Origin of the sequence: Ferrimonas aestuarii (assembly GCF_005116665.1) — a bacterium.
Lineage (GTDB): Bacteria > Pseudomonadota > Gammaproteobacteria > Enterobacterales > Shewanellaceae > Ferrimonas > Ferrimonas aestuarii.
The window spans coordinates 1-21,939 of sequence record NZ_SWCJ01000006.1 but is presented as its reverse complement, the minus strand read 5'-3'; the positions used below and the strand labels follow the sequence as shown (position 1 = coordinate 21,939).

Genomic DNA, 21,939 nt, shown 5'->3' with positions numbered 1-21,939 from the left:
GGCTGTTTGCTTAATGGGTTAGAGCTCAGCGTTTGCCTGCGGTTCATCATAAGAGATTGCGCAGATCACAGATTCAGAACAAAGGATGTGGCGATGAAACAGAATGCTGAGGTTGTCTCTTAGCAGCGAATAAATTTGCTCTTACGCTGACTAAGTCGAGTGATTAAGAGAACAGATAACATGACTATGAGTGAGTGGTTAGCCATCGGTATTGCGTTACCTGTTGGTTTATGGGCTCTCGTTGTGGGCCAGAGGGTGTGGGGAGCGCTGTTAACGTTGGGTTTGTTGTTGGTGGCTTGGGGGTTAACCCTTGCACCCTGGGTTTGGGCTGTATTGGCTGGCGTGACGCTGTTGCTGCTGGCGGCGGAGAAGCTACCCAATTTGTCGGTGCGTTTTCCGGTTCTGGCTCGGTTGATGCCACCGGATCACAAACAGCGACATTGGAACCGCTGGCGCACGGCAACTCAGTGGTTGCTGGTGGCTGCCATGGCCATTGCGGCGCTTCAGTACGCAGTCTATATGTGGCAGCTTGGCGATGGTGTTCCTGATGTTGCTCGTCCAAACATCGTCGATGCGTTCTTGCCTGTGGCAGCGGCCATTCAATTAAAGGCGCTGTTTAGTTACGGCCTTTGGGATAGCGCTCATCCAGCAGGGCTGATGATGCTGCTGGTGGCACTGCTGCTCAGTGTGGTGGTCAAGCGTGGCTTTTGTGGTTGGGCTTGCCCTATCGGTTGGCTGGGTGAGCAGCTCTATCAGCTTCGGCGCCGAGTGCTGCCTGTGAATGCGATAGAACGCCTGCAACTCAGTGACCGCCGTTGGAGTAAGGCAGTGCTTTGGTTGACTACGGCCGTTGACTGGCTATTGCGGGCGGTAAAATATGCCTTGTTGGCAGCGATGATCAACTTGGTGTTTTTGGGGATGCCAGGGATGATGGTGATGCGCTATCTCAATGGGGCTTATCATCAAGCGGCGGACATGAAAATGTGGGTGATGTTCAGTTCCCCTTCCGCTCCGACGCTAGTGGGCATCGTCTCCATTGTTGCGTTGGCGGCGGTGCGTCGAAATGGCTTTTGTCGATACCTCTGCCCCTATGGTGCCTTGATGGCCATTGTTGGCGCATTCAGTCCTCTGAAGATTCGCCGTGATACCGACCGCTGCCTCCGTAATACCAAAGGCATGGACTGCGACAAGTGCCAGCGGGCGTGCCCTTCACGGATTAACGTGCACTTGGTTAACACAGTGCATAGTGATGAGTGCAATAGCTGTCAGCGCTGCGTATCGGCGTGTCCGAGCCGAGGGGCATTGGCGAGTGCGCTGCCAATGAACAGGATCAAACTGACGCCCTTGGCGATGGTGGTAATTATTGTGGTTACTCTGTTTGTCATTCCACTGATGGGAGCTGGGTTAGGCCTATGGAACAGTGATGTGACCGATCAGATTCGGGTGATGTTGTGGCAAAACATCGATAAATTACCCATGTTTTAATGGCCGTAAGGGAAAAAAAGGGCGCAAAGTGATCACCGTGCGCCCTGTTGAATGGTTAGAGCTTAAAGCCGCCCACCAAATGACCTAGTCGTACCGACAGGGATTGCAGCTCTTGGCTTGCTGTGGCCAGCTCAGAGGCGGTCTCCGTGGTTTGAGTGTTGACGCTGTTGATCTCTTCGATGTTCTGATTGATGGTGTAGACCACGGTGGATTGCTCCTCAGTGGCGGTGGCTACGTGATTGTTGCGATCGGTGATCTCCACAATGTGCTGAGAGATCTGTGCCAATACTTCCACGGCTTCATCAGAGCGGGTAACGCCCTCTTGGCTAATCGTTTTGCCTGCATCCATGGCGGCAACCGCTTGCTGAGCGTCATCTTGAAGACGGTTGATCATCTTCTGAATCTCTTCCGTCGAGCCAGCGGTGCGGCTTGCCAAACTTCGAACTTCGTCAGCGACCACCGCAAAACCTCGGCCCTGCTCTCCCGCTCGAGCTGCTTCGATGGCGGCGTTGAGTGCCAATAAATTGGTTTGCTCGGAGATACTGCGGATCACCTCAAGAATGGAGCCAATCTCTTGTGTGCCACTGGCCAGTTGTTCTACCACTGCCGTGGTGTTTTCCAGATCCATCGCCAGACGAGTAATCGCCTCTTTAGACTGAGTCACGACCGTTTGGCCATTGCCAGACTCCATGGATGCTTGGTTGGCGGTATCGGCTGCCGTTGCAGCGTTGGACGCGATCTCGGAGATGGTTTGCCCCATCTCATTGATGGATGCCACCACTTGCACGGTCTGGTCGCGCTGAATTTGGCTATTAGAGTGAGTGGTGTTGGCTTTAGTCGACACTCCTTCGGCGGCGTTGTGTAGCTCTTGACTCGCTGCGGCAACTTCAATCATCGACTGATGGATTTTAGCGATGAAGTTGTTAAAGCCTCGAGCAAGCTGGGCGATTTCATCATTGCCGTTAACGTCGATTCGCTGCGCCAGATCGCCATTGGCTTCTCCTAGGTTTTGGAAGCGTTCAGCGATGGCTCGGATTGGCTGGGAGATGGTTTTTGCAAATCCCATGCTCACCAGAATAAAGACCGCGGCGATGATCAGCGTTGTTATCATGATCTTCTGCATGATGGAGTTGAGCTCGGCAAACACTTCATCTACTGGAGCTACGCCGATCAGGAACCAATCCATCGACTTGATGTAGCTGCTGGAAACAAACACCTCTTCACCGTTCACCTGAGTGCGAATCAGATTGAAGCTGCTTTTGTTCAGCAGCTGGTTTACGTCGTTACCATATAGGTTTTGCAGGCTCGAGCCGTTTTTGTCGGTGTGTTTGTGGATCTTGATGATGCCTTGAGCGTCCGCCAAAAACACGTAGCCGGTCTCTTCAATTTTGAAGCCGTTCAGCAGGCTGACCATATCGTCCATGGACTTGGATAAGCCAGATAAGGTGCCTTTGCTGGTGGACTGGAAGTTGGCAAACATTTTCACTTCGCCATTGGCTTCCTGGAACATGCTCACCATGGTTGGCTGGTTTGAGCCGATAAAATTGAAGAACCAGCTGTCTTGGCTATGGTTGAGTTCGCGCAAGAAGCCGTTCTGGTTCCAATAGTAGGCGGTGTCTCGATTGGCGACGGAAGCGTCATTGAGATCATATTGATCGCGAATGGCATTAAGGTGAGCAACCAAACGAGATTCGGTGTTTTCATTGATGTTTTGTGGCTGAATCTCTTCGCGCACAAAGGGGCTGTTGGCAACCTGTTCGGCGGCCTCTAGCAGAGTGTGGACTTCGTAGTCGATCTGATTGCTGATTTTGGTCAGCATGGTTGGCATCTCAACATCCACATGACGATGAGTCAGCACCGTCTTAATCTGCCATTGGGCGATTAGGCCGATAAGAATTGTCGACAGCAACACGGCAAAAGTGGTGCCGGTTACCAATTTGGTGTTGATGCTCCAATTATTCAAACTCTGCACAGGTTTACCTCAGGAACTAAAAACGGATTCAAGATTCAATGGCCCAAACAGCAGCCGATGACAATATATCGGCATAGTGTAATTTTCTTTCAGTAAATCTTTCTTGTTTTAGTTCAAAAATCACCCGACTGAAGTGTGATCTCGATCTAATTGATTGAAATATATTCACAATGTTGGCTTGGAAGTGCGGCTAAGTTTTGGTTTTAAGTGTGGGCAAACAAAAATGCCCCATTGAAGTAGAGCGCTATTTCCAATCAGTGCTTTGGGTGAAATGGACGTATTTGTAATTTAATTACGGAAGTGAGGAGTTGGGGGGATTTACGTGTCGATACAAACTGCGCTTGTGGTTTCAGTACAGGAATTGAGATAGTTACCTGATATCACGCCAAGGAGGGGCGACATGTTAACCCACAGAAAATCGCTGATGCTGAGTGGCCGAGAATTGCATTTCAGCTATCGGATTTTGACTGGCGAGATTCGCATTCATCACGGGGAGCATCTGCTGTTTAAGCAACTGTTTTGGCTGCCGTTAAAAACCTATGAATTGGAGCTGTTTGATGAAGCTTATCAGCTTCGTGCCATGCTGCTACCCATCACTAAGATTGGCTTGAGACAGGGAGATTGCGTGATATGCGAAAGTCTGTTTTCCAAGCTACATCGATACACTCTATTTTCGTTTCTATTTAACAGCTCAAAACGAGCATTGTTGGCCACGGCTTACCTGTTGAGTTAGCCGTAAAGGGATTATTCACGTAGGACGGTGCAGGCGTTATCGCGGAAGGCGATAAGCTGAGCGGTAAGAGGCCCCAAACCGCTCTTGGAATTAGCCGGTTTGGGGCTGGTTCTTTTGTCTCAAATTCGAACCGGGATAGGAATCGAGTTTACATGAGGATCGCCATAGTCGGCGACGATGGCAATGTTGCAGTTGTTGTCTTTGATCTGTGCTGATGCTTTGCTACCGGGGTTAAAAGTCATCACTACCTTGTAAGTGATGTTTGCTATCTCCTGATTGTCTCGATCCATATTTCGCGAGTATTGGATCGCGCAATCGAAAAAGTCACTTGCTTGAGGGCTGTTTTCGGTGGTGATGTTTTTAAGCAGCCCCAGATAACCTTGCTGATATAACTCAGCCTTCATGGTGTCTATGGCATTGCTTGTATCGACGCAAGCACCAATAGATAGGCCGAAGTAGTTCTTTGGTGCTACCGGAGTGCCATTTTCATTGTAGGTACCAAACTCCGCTTCTACGATAACAATGTCGTTTACCGACAGCGGGTTATCTTCCGTTGGCCCCATGCCATTTTCCCACTGCACTTTAAATGGCCCATTGATCGCGGTTGAGGGAAACAAAGTGGCAAAGAATACTTGAGTTCGGGTGCTTGCCTCGACTTTAGAGGCATCTTCCATGATGGTCATAACGGACTCCTAGATTAAAAGGGGATTTCGCTGCAGAGGTGAGTTTCAGTGTAGATAGCGCCGTGGCAATGTTGGCTGCCACTGCTGTAAGTAAACGAAGTGCATTCCTGTAGGACAACGTTGTTTTTCTCTCTTGTTGGTGGCGAATCCAATGCCATATTCCTAGGGTATGGATAGGAATATCAGTGATTTCTGGAAATCAATGCGGGCATTATTGCGAAGGGTACAAAACTGGTTTGGTCAGGGTGATGGCTCAGAGAGCGCCAAATGGTCATGGCTACGGTTGTCCTATTGGTTGTTTTTGGGAGCCGTACTGGTGTCTTTGGTGAAGAGTTTTGGCAGCGATTACTACGCATTTAGTCAGATAAAAGTGATTGTAGAAACACCGACTCCTTGGACGACGGAGGAGGAGATGACCTGGGATATTCGACAACATCTGGCGGAGATGCGGCGGATAGGTTGGAGTCAGCAAGGGTTAAGCATCAATGCCGATCAAGAGGAAGCGGTGCTTGATGGTGTTGAGGTGTTTGGGGTGTCACTCAATGCAATCCGCTTCTTCGTTCGGGAGCTGTTTGGGATGGATAAAAAGCAGATTACCGGCCGGTTGGTCATTGCGGAAGGGCATGCGCTGTATCGGTTTTCAATATCTGGTAAAGCTCTGATTCATCGGCGTTATCCTATTTCTGAATCGGGCTTCGATTGGGAGAGTTATCAGCGCGTTATCGGCGATATTACCGGCGATATAATGCGGCAGCTGGATCCTTTTGGATTGGTGAGTTACCTGTGGGCCAAGCAGGAATATCAAGCCTGTATTGATGAAATCCGCACCATGTTACCCCACCTTGAGCGTGACTTGGTTGCCCAAGCTTATGTGATTTGGGGGGAAATTCTTTATCAGCAACGGCATTTTCATCAGGCGCAAACCAAGTTTATGCTAGCGGTTGAATACGACGCTGAGTTGGCCATTGCACATTATGGTGTTGGGCGAGCCCATCTGGCTTTGGAGAGGTCGCAGGAAGCGAGTGAAGCTTTTGCCACTGCCTTGGAGCAGGATCCTGAACTGTGGGACGCATGGTACTCCTGGGGTAGGGCGTTATCCCGTGCTGGTGCCGTCGAATTGGCCATGGTTCGTTTGCAAAAGGCCATTGAGATCGACCCTCATCGTCCAGAGGCGTTTAATGAATTGAGCTATCTGTTGATGTCGAACAATCAGCAGCAGCAAGCGATCGCAGCCAATCCTCATTCGGGCTTGCTTAACGCTACGTTGGCTGAACATTATTGGGTGGTGCGACAGCCCAATCGGGCGTTATCTCAATTGAGGTTGGCTGAGGCAAAAGGCTTCGACATCAAGGCGTATCGGGATTTTGAGCCTTATCGAAGTTACTTCTCCTCAGTAAAGCGTTCGGAAGAGCGTCCCAAGTTGTGATCTCGCCCATATGTGGTCAGGTTAACAGCCACTGAGCTCCAGTTCATATTTTGGAGTGGCATCGGGATCACTGCGATCGCAGGTATTGGGTGAGGTTTTGCCATAGGCCTGTTGATACATGAAGTAGCATTGGCTGGCTTTTATGTTGCTGTTACCAAAGCCAAAGTAGACCTTATCTACATCTTCATACTCAAACCCTAAGCTCTCATCGCTGTAGTCGAGTCGTTTGGCAACATCAGTGTTGTCTAGGTAACCGCATTTAAGCCGAGTTTCGTAGGTGCCATCACCATCGACGTCGACGTCCAACAGATCACCTCGACCCGATACCGCTTGAGTGCGATAACTTTCTAGCTTAGAGAGCAGGAACATTTGGTGATTGGCTTCCTTCACTGCAGAGCTAAATTGGGTTAATACTGCGCCTTTGGCATCAGCACTGATATTCAGCAGGCGTGGGGCGGCAACAACAGCCAATACGGCAAGCAGCAGAATGACGACCACCAGTTCAATCAAAGTAAAGCCGTTGTTGGAATTAGGGTGAGACACAGTAGCCCTCAGAGTAGGTGTAACAACATCCACTGTCGATTTTGTGGCAGTTTGACTTTGGTTTCAAGCTGATAGCCGTTTTTCAAACAATTTGCTAGTCGGCTATCTCAGTTGGTGTTTAAGGTTAAGTGCTTACGCGCGCGATAAGTAATCGCTGTCGCAAATAGGTTTGAAAAGCTATATACCCGTCATCTTTTCCTGACCATGATTTAAAGCGTTGGTTTTATAGCCAATATGAAAATATGACTAATTAAAACAACGAGGGAAATTATGAGATCTAAGATTGCACTGGCAGTTATCGGTATGGGGTTTGGTTTGGGGATGTCCTCAACTGTGTTTGCGTCCAATGAGTGCCGAGTGGCATCAAGTAACGCAAATTACTATTGTAATGTGGTGATGGATGACGCGCTTTGTAGTCACTGGATTCAGGTTATGCGTGAATGCCGTTTGGTCATCGATGTATAAGCTTATCTATGAGAAACAGCGAGCTACGCTGTTTCTCAATTTATGCCATAGGCTAACCAGCTTCCGCTTCTTTCTTCTTCGCTTCGTTTAGAGCATCTGTGGCTTGAGTCAAAGAGGCTTGCAGCATCATTAGTTCATTTCGCTTAGCTTCCAATAACTTATCTTTGGAATCTTTATCCATCTCTTGAGCTTGAATCTCTTGCAACTGCTCTTGAGCCTGCTGAATCTGTTCTTTAATCCGCTCAATGGTGGCTTCTAGCTGTGCGATGCGTGCCGAGGACTTGCTCTCTTCTGCAGGCTGTTGTTCCTGCATGAGCTTCTCGCGGGCGGCGTCGGAGATGGTCACCTTATCGGCGCTGCTTTGGCCTTTGTCACTGACGTTCTCGCCGTCAATGGCGGCAGCCGCGGGTTCACCGGTGAGTGGTGTCTGCCCTGTGGCGCTAGTGTAACTGAGGGTGCTGGCAATGTTGTTGGAGACGGTCATAACTAATATACCTCTAAGTAACAATTAGTTATCGGCTGTGAGAGCAAATCTCTTAGTGCTTTATATCAAAGAGATAAGCTGGTCGGGTGAATGACAATGATAAAAATCTCATTCACCCAGAGGGCTCAAGGGTGAATGCCGTTTTTCTCCGTTGGTGACGGGGCAGTTGAGTATCGATAATAATAACGCAGCAACACAATCTTGGTGAGGGCACTGGTGCTGGCCAGTATTGCCAATGGCCATCCCTGCTGCCAACCCATGGCAAAAACCAGCAACAAGGTGGACGCGTCCATGGCAAGTATCAGCTGACTCATTCTGGGGTTAATGGCACCCACCTGTTTGTGACGAATCACTTGCTTAATTTGGTGCCAATACCCTTGCGCCAGAAGTGCACTGATGGTCAGGAGCAATCCGGTGGCTATCCAGCGGCCTCCATCTTCGATGTATGCGCCCCCGAAAGCAAAGGCACCTAGGCTAGCTAGAGTGCAAGCTACAGTCATGATGGTCATGGTAAGGCTGGCGCTGGTGCGACGATCGCGATGGATATTGAAGATGATGGCCACCATCAACAGGGCGGCGGTTAGCCGAGGCCAAATCAGGTAGTGATTAGCGGGAGAGAGGCTAAAGCCATAAACAAAGAAGCTCCAGTAACCAAAGAAGCCGACGCTGAACTGGTTCAGCGATAGCAGTTGGCTGCCTTCTTGCCCCTGCGCTCGGCGCTGATAGATAGTTCGCAGCTGTGCCCACACACCAACTAAGCTGACGAGGGTTAATAGGCTGTGCAGTGAACCGGCCAAGTCGAGTAACGTCATCAATAGTCCTTAATAAAAAAGCCCCTTACGGGGCTTAGTGGTCTAATTGCTTTTCGGCGTGTCGACCAGTGTATCGGCGGGCACTCGAACCCAGCCCTCCATCAGCACCCGGGCGCTGCGGCTCATGATGGCGGCGTCGATCTGCCATTCACCCGATTTACCATCATCGGTTTGTTTAGCCTCTGCGCCCACCTTGAGGGTTCCAGATGGGTGACCAAAGCGCACGCTTTGACGGGCACCGCCTCCTGCCGCAAGGTTTACCAAGGTTCCGGGTACCGCCGCTGCCGCCGAAATCGCGACAGCGCAGGTGCCCATCATGGCGTGATGCAGTAGTCCCATGGATAGCGCCCGTACGTTAAGGTCGATATCACTGGCATCTACGGTTTTGCCACTGGATGAGGTGTAGCTTTTGGGCGGCGCCACAAAGGCGATCTTGGGCGTGTGCTGCCGAGTCTTGGCTTCCTCAATGTCTGAAATCAGCCCCATCTTAACGGCGCCATGGGCGCGGATGGTTTCTAGCTTCTCCAGCAGCGCTGCATCGCCGTTGATCTGCGGCTGCAGTTCAGTGCCTTCAAATCCCAACTCATCGGCATTCAAAAACAGCGTTGGAATACCGGCGTTGATCAGGGTGGCGTTGAAGCAACCGATATCGGGTACGTCGAGATCGTCCACCAGATTGCCGGTGGGGAATAGAGTGCCATCAACGGGGTCAGTAAAGGCGACTTCCACTTCGGCGGCGGGGAAGGTAACCCCATCGAGCACGAAGTCTCCTGTTTCCTGCACCAAGCCATCGGTCATTGGCACCTTGGCGATGATGCTCTTTTGGATATTGGCCTGCCAGATCCGTACGGTAGCAACGCCATTTTGCGGTAGCTTATCGGCATCCACGAGATCATTGCTGATGGCGAAGGCACCAACGGCGGCGCTGAGATTACCGCAGTTGCCACTCCAATCGACAAAGGCTTTGTCGATGGCGACTTGGCCAAACAGGTAGTCAACGTCGTGGTCAGGCTTTTGGCTTTTGGCCAGAATCACCGTCTTGCTGGTGCTGGAGGTCGCGCCTCCCATGCCGTCGATCTGTTTACCGTAAGGGTCTGGGCTGCCGACCACCCGCAGCAGCAGCGCATCCCGGGCCGGCCCCGGTTGCTGTGCGGCTTTGGGCAGGTCATCCAGCTTGAAGAATACCCCTTTGCTGGTGCCGCCACGCATGTAGGTGGCAGCGACCTTTATCTGTTGAGACATGCTCTGCTCCCCTATGCCGATTGAGCCAAGAAATCTTTGGCAAAGCGCTGCAGTACTCCGCCAGCGGCGTAGACCGATATCTCTTCAGCGGTGTCCAGACGACAGGTAACCGGCACGTCGATGGTTTCGCCGTTCTGGCGGTGGATCACCAGCGTTAGGGTGGCGCCCGGTTGGCGCTGCCCGATAACGTCAAAGGTTTCGGTGCCGTCGATGCCCAGAGTCAGGCGGGTGGTGCCCGGCTTGAACTCCAATGGCAGCACGCCCATGCCCACGAGGTTGGTGCGATGAATGCGTTCAAAACCTTCGGCGACGATCGCTTCCACGCCAGCCAAGCGAACCCCTTTGGCGGCCCAATCTCGGGAGGAGCCCTGGCCATAATCGGCACCGGCGATGATGCACAGCGGCTGGCTGCGATCCATATAGGTTTCGATGGCTTCCCACATACGCAGCGGCTTGCCCTCTGGCTCGAGTCGTGCCAATGAGCCTTGAACTACCTCGCCGTTGTCGTCTTTTACCATCTCGTTAAGCAGCTTCGGGTTGGCGAAGGTGGCTCGCTGAGCGGTGAGGTGATCGCCGCGGTGGGTGGCGTAGGAGTTAAAGTCCTCCTCCGGCAAGCCCATCTTGGCGAGGTATTCACCGGCGGCGCTGCTGGCCAAAATGGCGTTGGAGGGAGACAGGTGGTCGGTGGTGATGTTGTCACCCAGCACCGCCAGTGGCCGCATCCCTTTGAGGGTACGTTCGGCTGCCAGTGCGCCTTCCCAATAGGGAGGTCGGCGGATGTAGGTGCTCATTTCGCGCCAGTCATAGAGCGGGTTGTTGTCCTCGCCATACTCCACTTTGAGATCGAACATCGGCTCATACACTTTTCGGAACTGCTCAGGTTGAACGTGCTCGGCAACAATGGCGTCGATCTCGGCGTCGGTAGGCCAGATCTCCTTGAGAGTAATGGCGTTGCCATCTTGATCGTGTCCAAGCACATCCTGCTCGATGTCGAAGCGCATGGTACCGGCAATGGCGTAGGCCACTACGAGAGGTGGCGATGCCAAAAACGCCTGCTTGGCGTAGGGGTGAATGCGACCATCGAAGTTGCGGTTGCCAGACAGCACGGCAGTGGCGTACAGGTCACGGTCGATGATCTCCTGCTGAATCTTAGGATCCAGAGCGCCGCTCATGCCGTTACAGGTAGTGCAAGCAAAGGCAACAATGCCAAAGCCGAGCTTCTCTAGCTCAGGCAGCAGGCCCGCTTGTTCCAAGTACAGCTGCGCCACTTTTGAGCCTGGGGCAAATGAAGATTTCACCCATGGCTTACGAACCAGTCCCAATTGATTGGCTTTCTTAGCGATGAGACCGGCGGCGACCACGTTTCTGGGGTTAGAGGTGTTGGTACAGCTAGTGATGGCGGCGATGATCACCGCACCATCGGGCAGCTTGCCTTCGGCTTCTTCCGCTTTGGCGGCATCGAGGTTAGTGGCGATGCCACGCTCACCAAGATCCGTCGTCGGCAGGCGGCGGTGGGGGTTAGACGGCCCAGCCATGTTGCGGCCGACGCTGGACAGGTCAAACTCCAACACTCGCTGGTAGTGGGCGTCGTTCATGTCATCGGCCCACAGGCCGGTGGTTTTGGCGTACTGTTCCACCAACTGCACCTGCTCAGGTTCACGCCCGGTTAGGGTGAGGTAGTCCAGAGTCTGCTCATCGATGTAGAACATGCCTGCGGTGGCACCAAACTCCGGTGTCATGTTGGCGATGGTGGCACGATCGCCAATGGTCAGCGCTCGAGCCCCTTCTCCGAAGAACTCAAGATAGGCGGACACTACGCGCTCTTTGCGCAAGAATTCGGTCAATGCGAGGACGATGTCGGTGGCGGTAATGCCGCTTTGACGTTGGCCAGTAAGCTTGACGCCAACGATCTCCGGCAGACGCATCATTGATGGGCGCCCCAACATGACGTTCTCCGCTTCCAGTCCACCCACCCCGATGGCGATCACTCCAAGGGCGTCCACGTGAGGGGTGTGGCTGTCGGTGCCAACACAGGTGTCTGGGAAAGCGATGCCACCACGGTTTTGAATAACCGGTGACATCTTCTCTAGGTTAATTTGATGCATGATGCCGTTGCCCGCCGGGATAACGTCGACGTTATCAAAGGCGGTCTTGGTCCACTCAATAAAGTGGAAGCGATCCTCATTGCGGCGATCTTCAATGGCGCGGTTTTTCTCAAACGCATCGGGATCAAAGCCTGCGTGTTCCACTGCCAGTGAGTGGTCAACGATCAGCTGGGTTGGTACCACAGGGTTGACCTTGGCTGGGTTGCCCCCTTGGTCGGCGATAGCGTCTCGAAGGCCAGCCAGATCCACTAAGGCGGTTTGACCGAGAATGTCATGGCACACCACTCGGGCAGGATACCAAGGAAAATCCAAATCCTGCTTACTGTGGACGATCTGGCTTAGGCACTGGGTCAGGCTGTCACTGTCGCAGCGACGTACCAGCTGTTCGGCCAGCACCTTAGCGGTGTAGGTTAGGGTTTCGTATTTGCCGGGGGCGATGGCATCGCAGGCGGCTTTGGTGTCGAAGTAATCTAGGCCGGTGTCGGCAAGGGGCTTGCGGTAATCGGTATTCATAGTGCGGCATCCTAGCTACCCAAGTGAGTCAGCTCAGTTGGGCATGAAACACAACCGGGCAGCCAGCACCAAAGTGGTGGCTGCCCACAACAGGCTTAGCGTGCGCTCATCTCGGGAACCGAGCGTGGTGCTTCGCCGGTGTAGTCGGCGCTTGGGCGGATGATGCGGTTGTTGGCGCGCTGTTCCATTATGTGCGCGGCCCAACCGGTCAGGCGCGAACAAACGAAGATAGGCGTGAACAGCTTGGTTGGAATGCCCATGAAGTGATACGCCGAGGCGTGGAAGAAGTCAGCGTTGCAGAACAGTTTCTTCTCGTCCCACATTAACTGCTCACAGGCAACGGATACTCGGTACAGGCGGTCGTCACCGAACTCTTCCGCCAGCTTGGCTGACCAGCCTTTGATGATGGCGTTACGAGGGTCAGATTCACGGTAGATGGCATGGCCAAAGCCCATGATCTTCTCTTTATTGGCTAGCTTCTCTTTCAGGGTGCCGATGGCGTGGGCTTCATCCTGCATATCTTGGATGAGATCCATTGCCGCTTCGTTGGCACCGCCATGCAGTGGGCCGCGCAGTGAGCCGATGGCGCCAGTGACGCACGAGTGCATGTCTGACAAGGTCGAGGCACAAACACGGGCCGTGAACGTGGAGGCGTTAAACTCATGCTCAGCATAGAGGATCAGTGAAACGTCCATCACTTTCGCGTGCAGCTCGCTGGGTGCCTTACCGTGCAGTAATCGCAGGAAGTGGGCGCCGATCTGGTCATCGTCGGTGTCGGTGACGATGCGCACGCCGTCATGGCTGTAGCGATACCAGTAACAGATGATGGAGGGGAACGCCGCCAATAGCCGATCGGCGATGTCACCCTGCTGCTCGAAGCTGTGCTCGCCCTCTAGGTTACCCAACATGGAGCAACCGGTGCGCATCACGTCCATAGGGTGGGCGTCGGCTGGGATCTGCTCCAGTACGGTTTTCAGGGGTTGAGGTAGACCGCGCAGGTTTTTGAGTTTTTGGCGATAGGCGGTCAGCTCGTCGCTGTTTGGCAGGTGACCTTTGAGTAGCAGGTGTGCCACCTCTTCGAAGCTGACCTTATCCGCCAACTCGGCGATGTCATAGCCGCGATAGGTAAGGCCGGTGCCCGATTGGCCGACGGTACACAGGGCGGTTTCACCAGCGCTTTGGCCACGGAGGCCAGCGCCTGACAGTTTTTTATCTACCATGATAATGCTTCCTTTAATGTGAGGCGCCTAGCTAGCTCATGCTCACTGCGTCCGTGGTGTCGGCCACGGCCTGAAGTTGGCGCCTTGAGTCTTGTTGTCGCGTTATTTGTTGTTCTCTACTTAGGGCGGTTATTTGGATTCAGCGAACAGTTGATCCAGTTTCTGCTCGTAATCGTGGTAACCGAGGAATTTGTATAGGTCCATGCGGGTTTGCATGTTATCGACCTGATTGCGCTGATGGCCATCCTGCTTCAGAGACTCGTACACCTTGAGGGCAGCCAAATTGGCAGCTCGGAAGGCGGAAAGCGGATACAGCACCATGTCGGCTCCGGCTTCAAACAGATCCTGTTTGTCGAACAGTTCGGTCTTACCAAATTCGGTCATGTTGGCCAGAATCGGCGCATTCACGTTGGCTTTAAATTGACGGTAGTGGTCCAGCTCAGTCAGGGCTTCGGCGAAGATCATGTCTGCGCCCGCTTCTAGGTAGGCTTGGGCACGTTCGATGCCGCTCTCTAACCCTTCAACTGCCACCGCATCGGTTCTGGCCATGATGACGAAGCTGTCGTCTTGGCGGGCATCCACCGCGGCTTTAATGCGATCGCACATCTCTTCAATGCTAACGACGGCTTTATTGGGACGATGACCACAGCGCTTCTGTGCAACCTGATCTTCCATGTGCACTGCGGCCACACCGGCACGCTCGAATTCGCGAACGGTGCGGGCGATGTTGAAAGCGCCACCCCAACCAGTATCGATGTCGACCAGCAGCGGCAGATCGGTTGCTGCGGTGATGCGAGCGGCGTCGGTAACCACGTCATTCATTGAGGTCATGCCGAGATCTGGCAGGCCGAAGGAGGCATTGGCAACGCCCGCTCCAGATAGGTACAGCGCCTGATGGCCACTTTGCTCTGCCATTAGCGCCATGTACGCATTGATGGTGCCGACAATTTGCAGTGGCTTGGCATTGGCTACGGCATCACGAAAACGTTGGCCTGGGGTCGCTTTGGTCATTGGGTGTTTTCCTCCATGTAAGTTCGCAGCACCTTTTCCGTATTGGCTTGGCCCGCTTCGATGTGGCGGCGCATTAGCAGGGCTGCGAGTTCACCATCACCATCGGCAATGGCGGCTAAAATCTGTCGGTGCTGCTCTAGGGCGCGTTGTGGACGACGGCCTGCGCTGCATTGATTGCGGTACATCTGCAGTAGGTGGTAGAGGTCGTCGGTCAGCGTATGAATTAGGGTTTGGTTGCCACTGGCGTTGATGATGCCGAGGTGAAAGTCGATGTCATCGATGACCGCATAGTCCCCTTGCTGAGTTTCAAATACTCGCTGCTGGCGGTCTAGAATCATATGCAGCTCCGCCAGTTTGGCCGGACTTATCTGCTTGGCGGCCAAACGGCAGGCCATGGCTTCCAGTTCGGCTCGAACTTGGTACAGGTCGTTGAGCTCTTCGATGGTGAGTTTGGCGACTCGGGCACCAATATGAGGGGCTTTGACGACAAGGCGGCGACGTTCCAGTTTTTGCAGTGCTTCTCTGAGCGGACCGCGGCTTACGCCATACTGGGCGGCAAGATCTTGTTCGTTGATCTTACTGCCTGCAGACAACTGCCCTTGCACGATGGCTATCTGCAGTTGGTCTGCCAGTTGTTCCGCTAATGTTTGTTGACGCTCTGCCATGACTGCTCCCTGTGATATGGGTCACAGTCTGTGTATTTATTCGCCCATTGTCAACAATGGGTTAACTTTTACGTCAGCGTAATTCAGTGGTGAATATGATGGATTATCTTCTAAATTGTTGTATTTATTGGATTTTGCATGTTTGTTTACTTCGGGTTGGCTGAATGGGCATTAGACTAATTGTTAACATCGACTGTGGTTGTCAACAATGATGGCTTGGGCATTGGTAATAAAAAAGGCGCCATCTGGCGCCTTTTAGGGATTAAGCGTGAGCTAGCTGTTGCCGCAATTGCCCCCAGAGCTGCTGTTGCTCTTTCAGTTTAGATTTCAGCTCAGCCAGTTGGGCTTTGGCGCTGCTATCCAGGTCTTTTCGCTTCTGCCTCAAGTTCTCTTGCTGCAGCTGGTAATACGCTTTCAGCCGCTCTTGAACCTGATGGTATTGGCTGTCCAACTTGGCTAGCCACTCTTCACTTAGGCCTCGAGCTTCAGCCAGAGTTTGGCTTTGCTTGAGCTGCATCTGCAGTTTGGCGGACTCAATTCGCTCTTGAGGTACCTGCTTTAAATTCGTTGCCATCCCCAGCTTGGCGAGTAAGGCAATCAACCACTTGGTCGGATCGAAGTGGAACCAACGGATGCCGTTGCGCCAATCAAGCTCGAAGGTGTGGTGGAAATTATGGTAACCCTCACCGAAGGTGAGCAGTGCAATGATGCCGTTATCTCGACTAGAGTGCTTGTCACTGTAAGGTTGACTGCCCCAGATGTGCGCCAATGAGTTAATAAAGAAGGTGCCGTGGTGCATGGCAACTAAGCGAACCACGCCAATAAGCAGCAGGGCACCGATGACATCACCCAGTAGAGCGCCAATAACCAAAGGGAAGACGATGTTGGTCAGTAGAACCAGTTTGGCGTAATGGTTGTGCTGGAACATGACGATGGGGTTCTTTTGCAGATCCCGCACGTTGCTGTAGTCTGGCTCTCCTTGGTAGTCTCTAAGCATCCAACCGATATGGCTGTACCAAAAGCCGCGGCTGGCGCTGTAGGGGTCTTTGGTGTCGTGGTCCACATTTTTATGGTGACGGCGGTGATCGGAAGACCAGTGCAGGATGCTGTTCTGCATCGCCATGGCACCACCTATGGCAAGGCACCACTGAACCAATGGGCTGGCGTTGAAGGATTTGTGGGACCAAAGTCTGTGATAGCCCGCGGTAATGGATAACCCACTCCAGGCCCAACAAGCAATGGCAATAGCCACAATGGACTGGCTGTAGCCAGAAAAGAAGCCATACAAAGGCGCAACAGTCAAAGCGACCAGTGCAGTTAGGCTAAAGATCAGGGCATTGAGCCAGATCAGAGGCGGTTTCTCATTCATCCGTGAGTCTCTTTCAGCTTACATCTGTTCGCTATTTTGGAGTGCATCGTTCAAGATCTCAAGTGGCAATTGTGAAGTTTCAAAGATGAGCTTTCACTCTAATGACGATAGAATGGCGCCGTTATTGATAAAGGATAGTGAATTCATGGGGATTCGAGCACAGCAAAAAGAGCGCACTCGGCGAGCATTATTGGATGCCGCCTTTAACCAATTGAGTGCGGAGCGCAGTATTTCTAATTTGAGTTTGCGGGAAGTGGCTCGCGAAGCGGGTATTGCGCCAACCTCTTTCTACCGTCACTTTAAAGATATGGAAGAGCTGGGCCTGACCATGGTCGACGAGGGTGGCCTGACTTTGCGCCAATTAATGCGCAAAGGTCGTCAGCGGGCGGAAGAGGGGGGCAGCGTGATTCGAGCCTCCATTGAAACCTTTATGGAATTTATCGACAGCAACCCCAATGTGTTCCGGTTGCTTCTTCGTGAGCGTTCGGGAACCTCTGCGGCTTTTCGTGGCGCGGTAAACCGTGAGGTTCGCCACTTTATTGATGAGCTCGATCATTATCTGCAGGCCAAAGCCAACCGCCGCCCAGATCTGGCTTATGCCCAAGCGGAAGCGCTGGTGGTGTTAGTGTTTTCCAGTGGCGCCGAAGCACTGGATCTGAATAAAAAAGAGCGTAAGGCGCTGGCGGAGCGATTGATCATCCAGTTGCGGATGATTGCCAAAGGCTCGGACAGTTTGCAGCGCAGTGGTTACGAGTAATCAGTGCTTTTTTCATGTTCAAACCCGCACCCATTGGTGCGGGTTTGTTGTTTATGGGGTAATTGCGGTTCCGCTGGCTGAATTAGGTGTTTGATGGAGTATTGGTGCAGCTGGCGAACAGATCCAGATCTCGATGATACAACGACGTGCTAACGGACATTAGACCCAGAACCGAGTGGAACAGATTGTCGTGGGAGAACCCCCCAAGCTGTGCCTTTTGCGTTAGGCAATCGGTATTAAGTTGCGCTTGCTGAGCGAACTGCTCAGAGCTCCAAAACAGCATGGGAACCTGAGTTTGTTCCTCTGGAGCGAGGGAGTAGGGAAAACCGTGAAGGTAGAGGCCGTTTTCTCCTAAAGACTCACCGTGATCCGATAGATAGAGCATGGCGGTATTGTGCTGGCCAGCGTTGTTGTTGAGGATATCGATCACCTGCCCCAATACGTAGTCGGTGTAGTAGAGGGTATTGTCGTAGACGTTGACCAACTCCTCGCTGCTGCAATTTTCAATGCTTGCGGTTTCGCACGCTGGGGTGAAGGGCCCCTTCGATTTTGGGTAGCGCTTGAAGTAGGTTGGACCATGACTGCCAATCAGGTGCAGTACGATGACGCCATCATGGGTTTGTTGTTCAATCTGCTGTTTGAGCGGCGCCAATAGCACTTCATCAAAACAGACGCCGCCCTTGCAGAGACTGGGATTGGCCTTAGGATCCATCGTATGGAACGGGATGCGGTCGGCCACCCCTTTACTGCCGCCGTCATTTTCAAGCCATAACGTTTCCAAGCCGGCATGGCTAAGCATATCCATTAGGTTGGACTGATTACGTGCTTGTTTGCCGTCGAAGTTATCACGGTTAAACGCAGAGAACATACAAGGCACCGATACTGCGGTGGCCGTGCCGCATGAGCTAACCTCCATAAAGGGAATCACGCCACGCTCTCGGGTAAAGGGATTGGTATCGCGCTGGTAGCCATAGTGAGATGAGTTTTTCGCTCGGGCTGTTTCTCCCACCACCAAGACCAAGAGATTGGGCTTGCCCTGAGGATCGCTTTTGGCTTGCTGGGCGTCTAGCCCAAGGTGTTTGAAAGGTTCAGGCTTAGCCAGATAGGTATTGGAAACATATTTGGCGCCGCTATAGATGGCATGGGTTGGGATGATCATCGCCTTTAGGTAACTGTTGTTGCGACCCACGGAGGTGTAGTTCTGATAATACCCAGTGGCAATACAGAGTACGGTTGCGACACAAGCCACAATCACCAAACAAGAGGAGATGACGGCTTTATGGTATTTAAGTGCTGGGGTGAGTGGCGCTTTCCAGATGAGTAGTGATGGCAGCAGTGCGGTGACGACGAACCAGAGAGCGGCGCCTGGCGTGAGATAAGACAGCGCTTCATGACTGTTGGTCTCGGCGAAGTTTTCGATCATGCCGTAATCAATGACGACGCCATAGGTAAGCGAGGCATAACAGGCAAGTGAGGAAAGAACGACCAAGGTACACAACAGCGGTTTTCTCAAGGGGCCCCAGCAGATTAGGGTGAACAGCAGCGTCAGCACGGCACAGATAAACAATGGAATCGACAGCATAAAGCCTAAGTCGACTTGGCCTAGGCGATCGAAGATCTCTGCCAGCTTTCGGTAGAAGGGGAAGTTAAGCAACAGGCCGATGTAGAGGGCGACAAGCATCGGAAGCTGCCACGGATGCAGATGTTTGAATTTTGAAATGGTTGGGATCTTCAAGAACGCTCTCCTATGGCGGGTATTAGGAGAGGAATTGTCCCAAGGCCAGAGGCACAAGGGCGTAAGCACTCTGTAAGCGAATGTCATTAGGTAAGCGAGCTTATCTTATAGAGTGAGGGATAGTGGCTGGCTGTGATCGCGGATACGAAAAACCCGCCGATTGGCGGGTTCTATGTTGAAGAGCGTCAAAGTGGGTGTGATGCAGTGCGGTTACTTACGCTCCAGCAGCACACCCGCTTCCATATGGTGGGTGTATGGGAACTGATCGAACAGCGCTAAGCGGGTGATCTTATGGGTTTCGCCCAAGGTGCCGAGGTTATCCAGCAGTGTCTCAGGGTTACAGGAGATGTACAGGATACGCTCATAGCCCTGCACCATCTTCTCAGTCTCTTTATCTAAGCCGGCGCGCGGTGGGTCAACGAAGATGGTGTTGCAGTTGAAGGCTTTGAGGTCGATGCCTCTCAAGCGGTTAAATTCCCGTACCCCATTCATGGCGTCGGTGAAGTCCTCCGCCGACATACGAATGATGGTGACGTTGTCGATGTTGTTCTTAGCAATGTTGTGCTGAGCAGACTCCACCGATGGCTTCGCCAGCTCAGTGGCGAGCACCTTTTCGAAGTTCTGTGCCAACGCCAGAGAGAAGTTGCCGTTGCCGCAGTAAAGCTCCAGTAGATCGCCGCTGCTGTTGCGGGTGCAGTCTACCGCCCACTCAAGCATTTTCTCGGCTACCTTGCCGTTTGGTTGAGTGAAGCTATTTTCGATCTGACGGTAGTGCATGGGAGTGCCGTGTACATTTAGCACTTCATCAACGTAATCTCGCTCGATGCAGAGCTTTTGCTTTTTAGCACGACCAATGAAGTTAACGGTGACGCCTTCGGCTAACCATTGTTGGCGCAGCGCTTCGATGTCGCGTTCCCAAGCTTCATCCAGCTGGCGGTGATAGAGCAGGGAGATCACGAGCTCACCGCTCAGTGATGACAAAAAGTCCACCTGAAACAACTTAAACCGCAAGCTCGGGTTTGGCTTTACTGCCTCGATCAGTTTCGGCATAAATTGATTGATCAGCGCACTGGCCGGCAGGAACTGCTCAGTCTTCACTTTAGAGCGAGTTTGTTGATCAAACATGATGTAGTAGAGGTCGTCACCATCGTGCCAAACGCGAAATTCGGCGCGCATACGATAGTGTGCCGGTTCGGATGCGAACACCTCCAGCTCCGGAGCATCAAATGGGGCAAACATCGACGTCATGCGTTGGCACTTTTCAGCCAACTGGGCGTCGTATTGGGTCGGATCGAGAAGTTTCGGATCCATGGTAATCTCCGGTAGCGCAATAAAAAGAGTGGGAATTCTAACCAAGACGCTGGCTAAGTCCAGCTTCCTTGGTAAATGTGCCCAGCTGTGTGAAAATCATCGGCCTCCAGTTAAGTTTATCTCCTCTATATAAGTGTATGAGTTCGATCTTAGTTTTTGATTCTGGCGTAGGTGGGCTCTCTGTGTGTCAGCACATTCAGCAGGCACTCCCTAATTGGCCTATCCACTACTTGGCGGATAGCGCCCGATTCCCCTATGGGGAGTTAGAGTCAGAGACCCTCATACAAGGATGCGTTAGCTTAATCACTAAGGCGGTTGCGCGAATTCAGCCAAGTGTGGTTGTGGTGGCCTGTAACTCCGCCAGCACCTTGGCCTTGCCCGCACTGCGTCAGGTGTTGGATATTCCTGTTGTTGGTGTGGTGCCAGCAATTAAGCCTGCTGCATTACTCAGTCACCGAGGTGTCATCGGCTTATTGGCAACTCCGGGCACCATCTGCCGTTCCTACACTCAAGCATTGATCGATGAATTTGCGCAGCAGACTCGAGTGGTTCGCGTCGGCAGCAGTGAATTGGTGAAGCTGGCGGAGTCAAAGCTGTCAGGTCAGGGGATTGAGTTAAGCCAGGTAGCGACAATACTTGCTCCCTTGGTAGCGGCTAAGGTGGATGTAGTGGTGCTTGGCTGTACTCACTTTCCTTTATTGGCGGATGAGATCGCCCAGATTATGGGAGCTGGAGTCACCTTGGTTGATTCTGGCAGTGCCATTGCCCGGCGAGTATGCACATTAATAGACGGCCGAGTAGTGACTGAAAAACCGCCACAACACTGCTTTTATTACACGGGCAGTGAGCCATCAAAAGAACTGGTTCAGTGGTTAAATGGTCTCGGGTTCTTAAAAATAGCAGTTTTCGCCGTTTAAATTACCTGATTGATTAAAACTGAATCGATCGATCGTTTTTCTTGAAAAAGCCCTTGTGCAATCTGAATCCCTCCCTATAATGCGCTTCCTGTCGACGGGGCACAGCGGTTACCAAAACGGACGTTGAGCAAAACATCGACACTCGGAAAATCCTTTAAAAATAAGGGTTGACGGGAAACGAGGAAAGCGTAGAATGCGCAGCCTCAGCAACGGGAACCACGGTTTAAGTTGCAACGCTCTTTAAAAATTTATCAGACAATCTGTGTGGGCACTCGCGCAGGATTGATATCTCATATATCAATGTTGCACTGAGTGACTATAACAAGTTAATTCAGTAATTCATTGAGTCGGAATTTTCGGATTCCAAAAAACTTTTTAATTGAAGAGTTTGATCATGGCTCAGATTGAACGCTGGCGGCAGGCCTAACACATGCAAGTCGAGCGGAAACGACAGTATTGAAGCTTCGGTGGATTTACTGGGCGTCGAGCGG

19 protein-coding genes and 1 rRNA gene are annotated in these 21,939 nt (G+C 52.3%); 7 read left to right on the top strand and 13 right to left on the bottom strand.

Annotated features, from left to right (window positions below; translation table 11 throughout):
• The first annotated feature begins 186 nt into the window (after positions 1-186).
• Positions 187-1,485 carry a 4Fe-4S binding protein gene (locus FCL42_RS10285; RefSeq protein ID WP_169308358.1) on the top strand — a complete coding sequence of 433 codons (1,299 nt, stop codon included), beginning with the start codon at positions 187-189 and terminating at the stop codon, positions 1,483-1,485.
• A 55-nt stretch (positions 1,486-1,540) separates the two neighbouring features.
• Here FCL42_RS10285 and FCL42_RS10280 read toward each other — a convergent pair whose 3' ends face one another.
• On the bottom strand, positions 1,541-3,457 hold the full coding sequence (locus FCL42_RS10280; protein WP_136863332.1) for a methyl-accepting chemotaxis protein: 1,917 nt from the start codon (positions 3,455-3,457) through the stop codon (positions 1,541-1,543).
• A gap of 400 nt (positions 3,458-3,857) precedes the next feature.
• Here FCL42_RS10280 and FCL42_RS10275 point away from each other — a divergent pair, with 400 nt between their 5' ends.
• On the top strand, positions 3,858-4,190 hold the full coding sequence (locus FCL42_RS10275) for a hypothetical protein (RefSeq protein ID WP_136863331.1): 333 nt from the start codon (positions 3,858-3,860) through the stop codon (positions 4,188-4,190).
• Between the two features lie 119 nt (positions 4,191-4,309).
• Here FCL42_RS10275 and FCL42_RS10270 read toward each other — a convergent pair whose 3' ends face one another.
• A complete protein-coding gene (locus tag FCL42_RS10270) occupies positions 4,310-4,873 on the bottom strand; it encodes a hypothetical protein (RefSeq protein WP_136863330.1) in 564 nt (187 codons plus the stop codon).
• Positions 4,874-5,075: 202 nt separating this feature from the next.
• Here FCL42_RS10270 and FCL42_RS10265 point away from each other — a divergent pair, with 202 nt between their 5' ends.
• Entirely contained in the window at positions 5,076-6,299 is a 1,224-nt protein-coding gene (locus FCL42_RS10265) for a tetratricopeptide repeat protein (protein WP_169308357.1), read from the top strand.
• A 21-nt stretch (positions 6,300-6,320) separates the two neighbouring features.
• Here the strand turns inward: FCL42_RS10265 and FCL42_RS21995 are convergent, their stop codons facing one another.
• The gene (locus tag FCL42_RS21995; RefSeq protein ID WP_136863328.1) at positions 6,321-6,842 is read right to left on the bottom strand and encodes a prepilin-type N-terminal cleavage/methylation domain-containing protein; all 522 of its coding nucleotides are present in this window, start codon (positions 6,840-6,842) and stop codon (positions 6,321-6,323) included.
• A gap of 270 nt (positions 6,843-7,112) precedes the next feature.
• On the opposite strand from FCL42_RS21995, the gene FCL42_RS10255 reads away from it, so the two are divergent.
• Complete coding sequence (locus tag FCL42_RS10255) at positions 7,113-7,307, top strand: hypothetical protein (protein WP_136863327.1); 195 nt, start codon at positions 7,113-7,115, stop codon at positions 7,305-7,307.
• A 52-nt stretch (positions 7,308-7,359) separates the two neighbouring features.
• On the opposite strand, the gene FCL42_RS10250 is transcribed toward FCL42_RS10255, so the two are convergent.
• The 8 genes from FCL42_RS10250 to FCL42_RS10215 form a co-directional block, all read right to left on the bottom strand.
• Positions 7,360-7,791, bottom strand: a complete 432-nt coding sequence (locus FCL42_RS10250; protein ID WP_136863326.1) for a hypothetical protein — start codon at positions 7,789-7,791, stop codon at positions 7,360-7,362.
• A 125-nt stretch (positions 7,792-7,916) separates the two neighbouring features.
• Positions 7,917-8,603: a hypothetical protein gene (locus FCL42_RS10245; protein WP_136863325.1), complete on the bottom strand. Its 687-nt coding sequence runs from the start codon at positions 8,601-8,603 to the stop codon at positions 7,917-7,919.
• A 42-nt stretch (positions 8,604-8,645) separates the two neighbouring features.
• The gene (prpF, locus tag FCL42_RS10240; protein WP_136863324.1) at positions 8,646-9,845 is read right to left on the bottom strand and encodes a 2-methylaconitate cis-trans isomerase PrpF; all 1,200 of its coding nucleotides are present in this window, start codon (positions 9,843-9,845) and stop codon (positions 8,646-8,648) included.
• Positions 9,846-9,856: 11 nt separating this feature from the next.
• Positions 9,857-12,463, bottom strand: a complete 2,607-nt coding sequence (acnD, locus tag FCL42_RS10235; protein ID WP_136863323.1) for a Fe/S-dependent 2-methylisocitrate dehydratase AcnD — start codon at positions 12,461-12,463, stop codon at positions 9,857-9,859.
• Positions 12,464-12,558: 95 nt separating this feature from the next.
• Complete coding sequence (gene prpC, locus FCL42_RS10230) at positions 12,559-13,683, bottom strand: bifunctional 2-methylcitrate synthase/citrate synthase (RefSeq protein ID WP_136863322.1); 1,125 nt, start codon at positions 13,681-13,683, stop codon at positions 12,559-12,561.
• Between the two features lie 129 nt (positions 13,684-13,812).
• Positions 13,813-14,694, bottom strand: coding sequence for a methylisocitrate lyase (prpB, locus tag FCL42_RS10225; protein ID WP_136863321.1), 882 nt, complete (start codon positions 14,692-14,694; stop codon positions 13,813-13,815).
• Positions 14,691-15,359: a GntR family transcriptional regulator gene (locus FCL42_RS10220; RefSeq protein ID WP_136863320.1), complete on the bottom strand. Its 669-nt coding sequence runs from the start codon at positions 15,357-15,359 to the stop codon at positions 14,691-14,693. The genes prpB and FCL42_RS10220 overlap by 4 nt, the downstream gene beginning before the upstream one ends.
• A 262-nt stretch (positions 15,360-15,621) precedes the next feature.
• A complete protein-coding gene (locus FCL42_RS10215) occupies positions 15,622-16,728 on the bottom strand; it encodes a fatty acid desaturase (protein ID WP_136863319.1) in 1,107 nt (368 codons plus the stop codon).
• A 145-nt stretch (positions 16,729-16,873) separates the two neighbouring features.
• Here FCL42_RS10215 and fabR point away from each other — a divergent pair, with 145 nt between their 5' ends.
• Positions 16,874-17,485 (top strand): HTH-type transcriptional repressor FabR, encoded by a 612-nt coding sequence (gene fabR, locus FCL42_RS10210; RefSeq protein ID WP_136863318.1) that lies wholly within the window; start codon positions 16,874-16,876, stop codon positions 17,483-17,485.
• A gap of 82 nt (positions 17,486-17,567) precedes the next feature.
• Here the strand turns inward: fabR and FCL42_RS10205 are convergent, their stop codons facing one another.
• Positions 17,568-19,220 carry a phosphoethanolamine transferase gene (locus FCL42_RS10205; RefSeq protein WP_205729255.1) on the bottom strand — a complete coding sequence of 551 codons (1,653 nt, stop codon included), beginning with the start codon at positions 19,218-19,220 and terminating at the stop codon, positions 17,568-17,570.
• 210 nt (positions 19,221-19,430) lie between these two features.
• The gene (gene trmA, locus FCL42_RS10200) at positions 19,431-20,531 is read right to left on the bottom strand and encodes a tRNA (uridine(54)-C5)-methyltransferase TrmA (RefSeq protein WP_136863316.1); all 1,101 of its coding nucleotides are present in this window, start codon (positions 20,529-20,531) and stop codon (positions 19,431-19,433) included.
• 137 nt (positions 20,532-20,668) lie between these two features.
• Here trmA and murI point away from each other — a divergent pair, with 137 nt between their 5' ends.
• Both murI and FCL42_RS10190 read left to right on the top strand, forming a co-directional pair.
• Positions 20,669-21,448, top strand: coding sequence for a glutamate racemase (gene murI, locus FCL42_RS10195; RefSeq protein ID WP_136863315.1), 780 nt, complete (start codon positions 20,669-20,671; stop codon positions 21,446-21,448).
• Positions 21,449-21,824: 376 nt separating this feature from the next.
• Positions 21,825-21,939, top strand: a 16S ribosomal RNA gene (locus tag FCL42_RS10190); the annotation flags it as partial.

Coding starts and splice junctions, on each gene's coding strand:
- FCL42_RS10285 (WP_169308358.1), top strand. CDS start 187: ATGAGTGAGTGGTTAGCCATCGGTATTGCGTTACCTGTTGGTTTATGG.
- FCL42_RS10275 (WP_136863331.1), top strand. CDS start 3,858: ATGTTAACCCACAGAAAATCGCTGATGCTGAGTGGCCGAGAATTGCAT.
- FCL42_RS10270 (WP_136863330.1), bottom strand. CDS start 4,873: ATGACCATCATGGAAGATGCCTCTAAAGTCGAGGCAAGCACCCGAACT.
- FCL42_RS10265 (WP_169308357.1), top strand. CDS start 5,076: ATGCGGGCATTATTGCGAAGGGTACAAAACTGGTTTGGTCAGGGTGAT.
- FCL42_RS10255 (WP_136863327.1), top strand. CDS start 7,113: ATGAGATCTAAGATTGCACTGGCAGTTATCGGTATGGGGTTTGGTTTG.
- FCL42_RS10250 (WP_136863326.1), bottom strand. CDS start 7,791: ATGACCGTCTCCAACAACATTGCCAGCACCCTCAGTTACACTAGCGCC.
- FCL42_RS10245 (WP_136863325.1), bottom strand. CDS start 8,603: ATGACGTTACTCGACTTGGCCGGTTCACTGCACAGCCTATTAACCCTC.
- prpF (WP_136863324.1), bottom strand. CDS start 9,845: ATGTCTCAACAGATAAAGGTCGCTGCCACCTACATGCGTGGCGGCACC.
- acnD (WP_136863323.1), bottom strand. CDS start 12,463: ATGAATACCGATTACCGCAAGCCCCTTGCCGACACCGGCCTAGATTAC.
- prpC (WP_136863322.1), bottom strand. CDS start 13,683: ATGGTAGATAAAAAACTGTCAGGCGCTGGCCTCCGTGGCCAAAGCGCT.
- prpB (WP_136863321.1), bottom strand. CDS start 14,694: ATGACCAAAGCGACCCCAGGCCAACGTTTTCGTGATGCCGTAGCCAAT.
- FCL42_RS10220 (WP_136863320.1), bottom strand. CDS start 15,359: ATGGCAGAGCGTCAACAAACATTAGCGGAACAACTGGCAGACCAACTG.
- FCL42_RS10215 (WP_136863319.1), bottom strand. CDS start 16,728: ATGAATGAGAAACCGCCTCTGATCTGGCTCAATGCCCTGATCTTTAGC.
- fabR (WP_136863318.1), top strand. CDS start 16,874: ATGGGGATTCGAGCACAGCAAAAAGAGCGCACTCGGCGAGCATTATTG.
- trmA (WP_136863316.1), bottom strand. CDS start 20,531: ATGGATCCGAAACTTCTCGATCCGACCCAATACGACGCCCAGTTGGCT.
- murI (WP_136863315.1), top strand. CDS start 20,669: ATGAGTTCGATCTTAGTTTTTGATTCTGGCGTAGGTGGGCTCTCTGTG.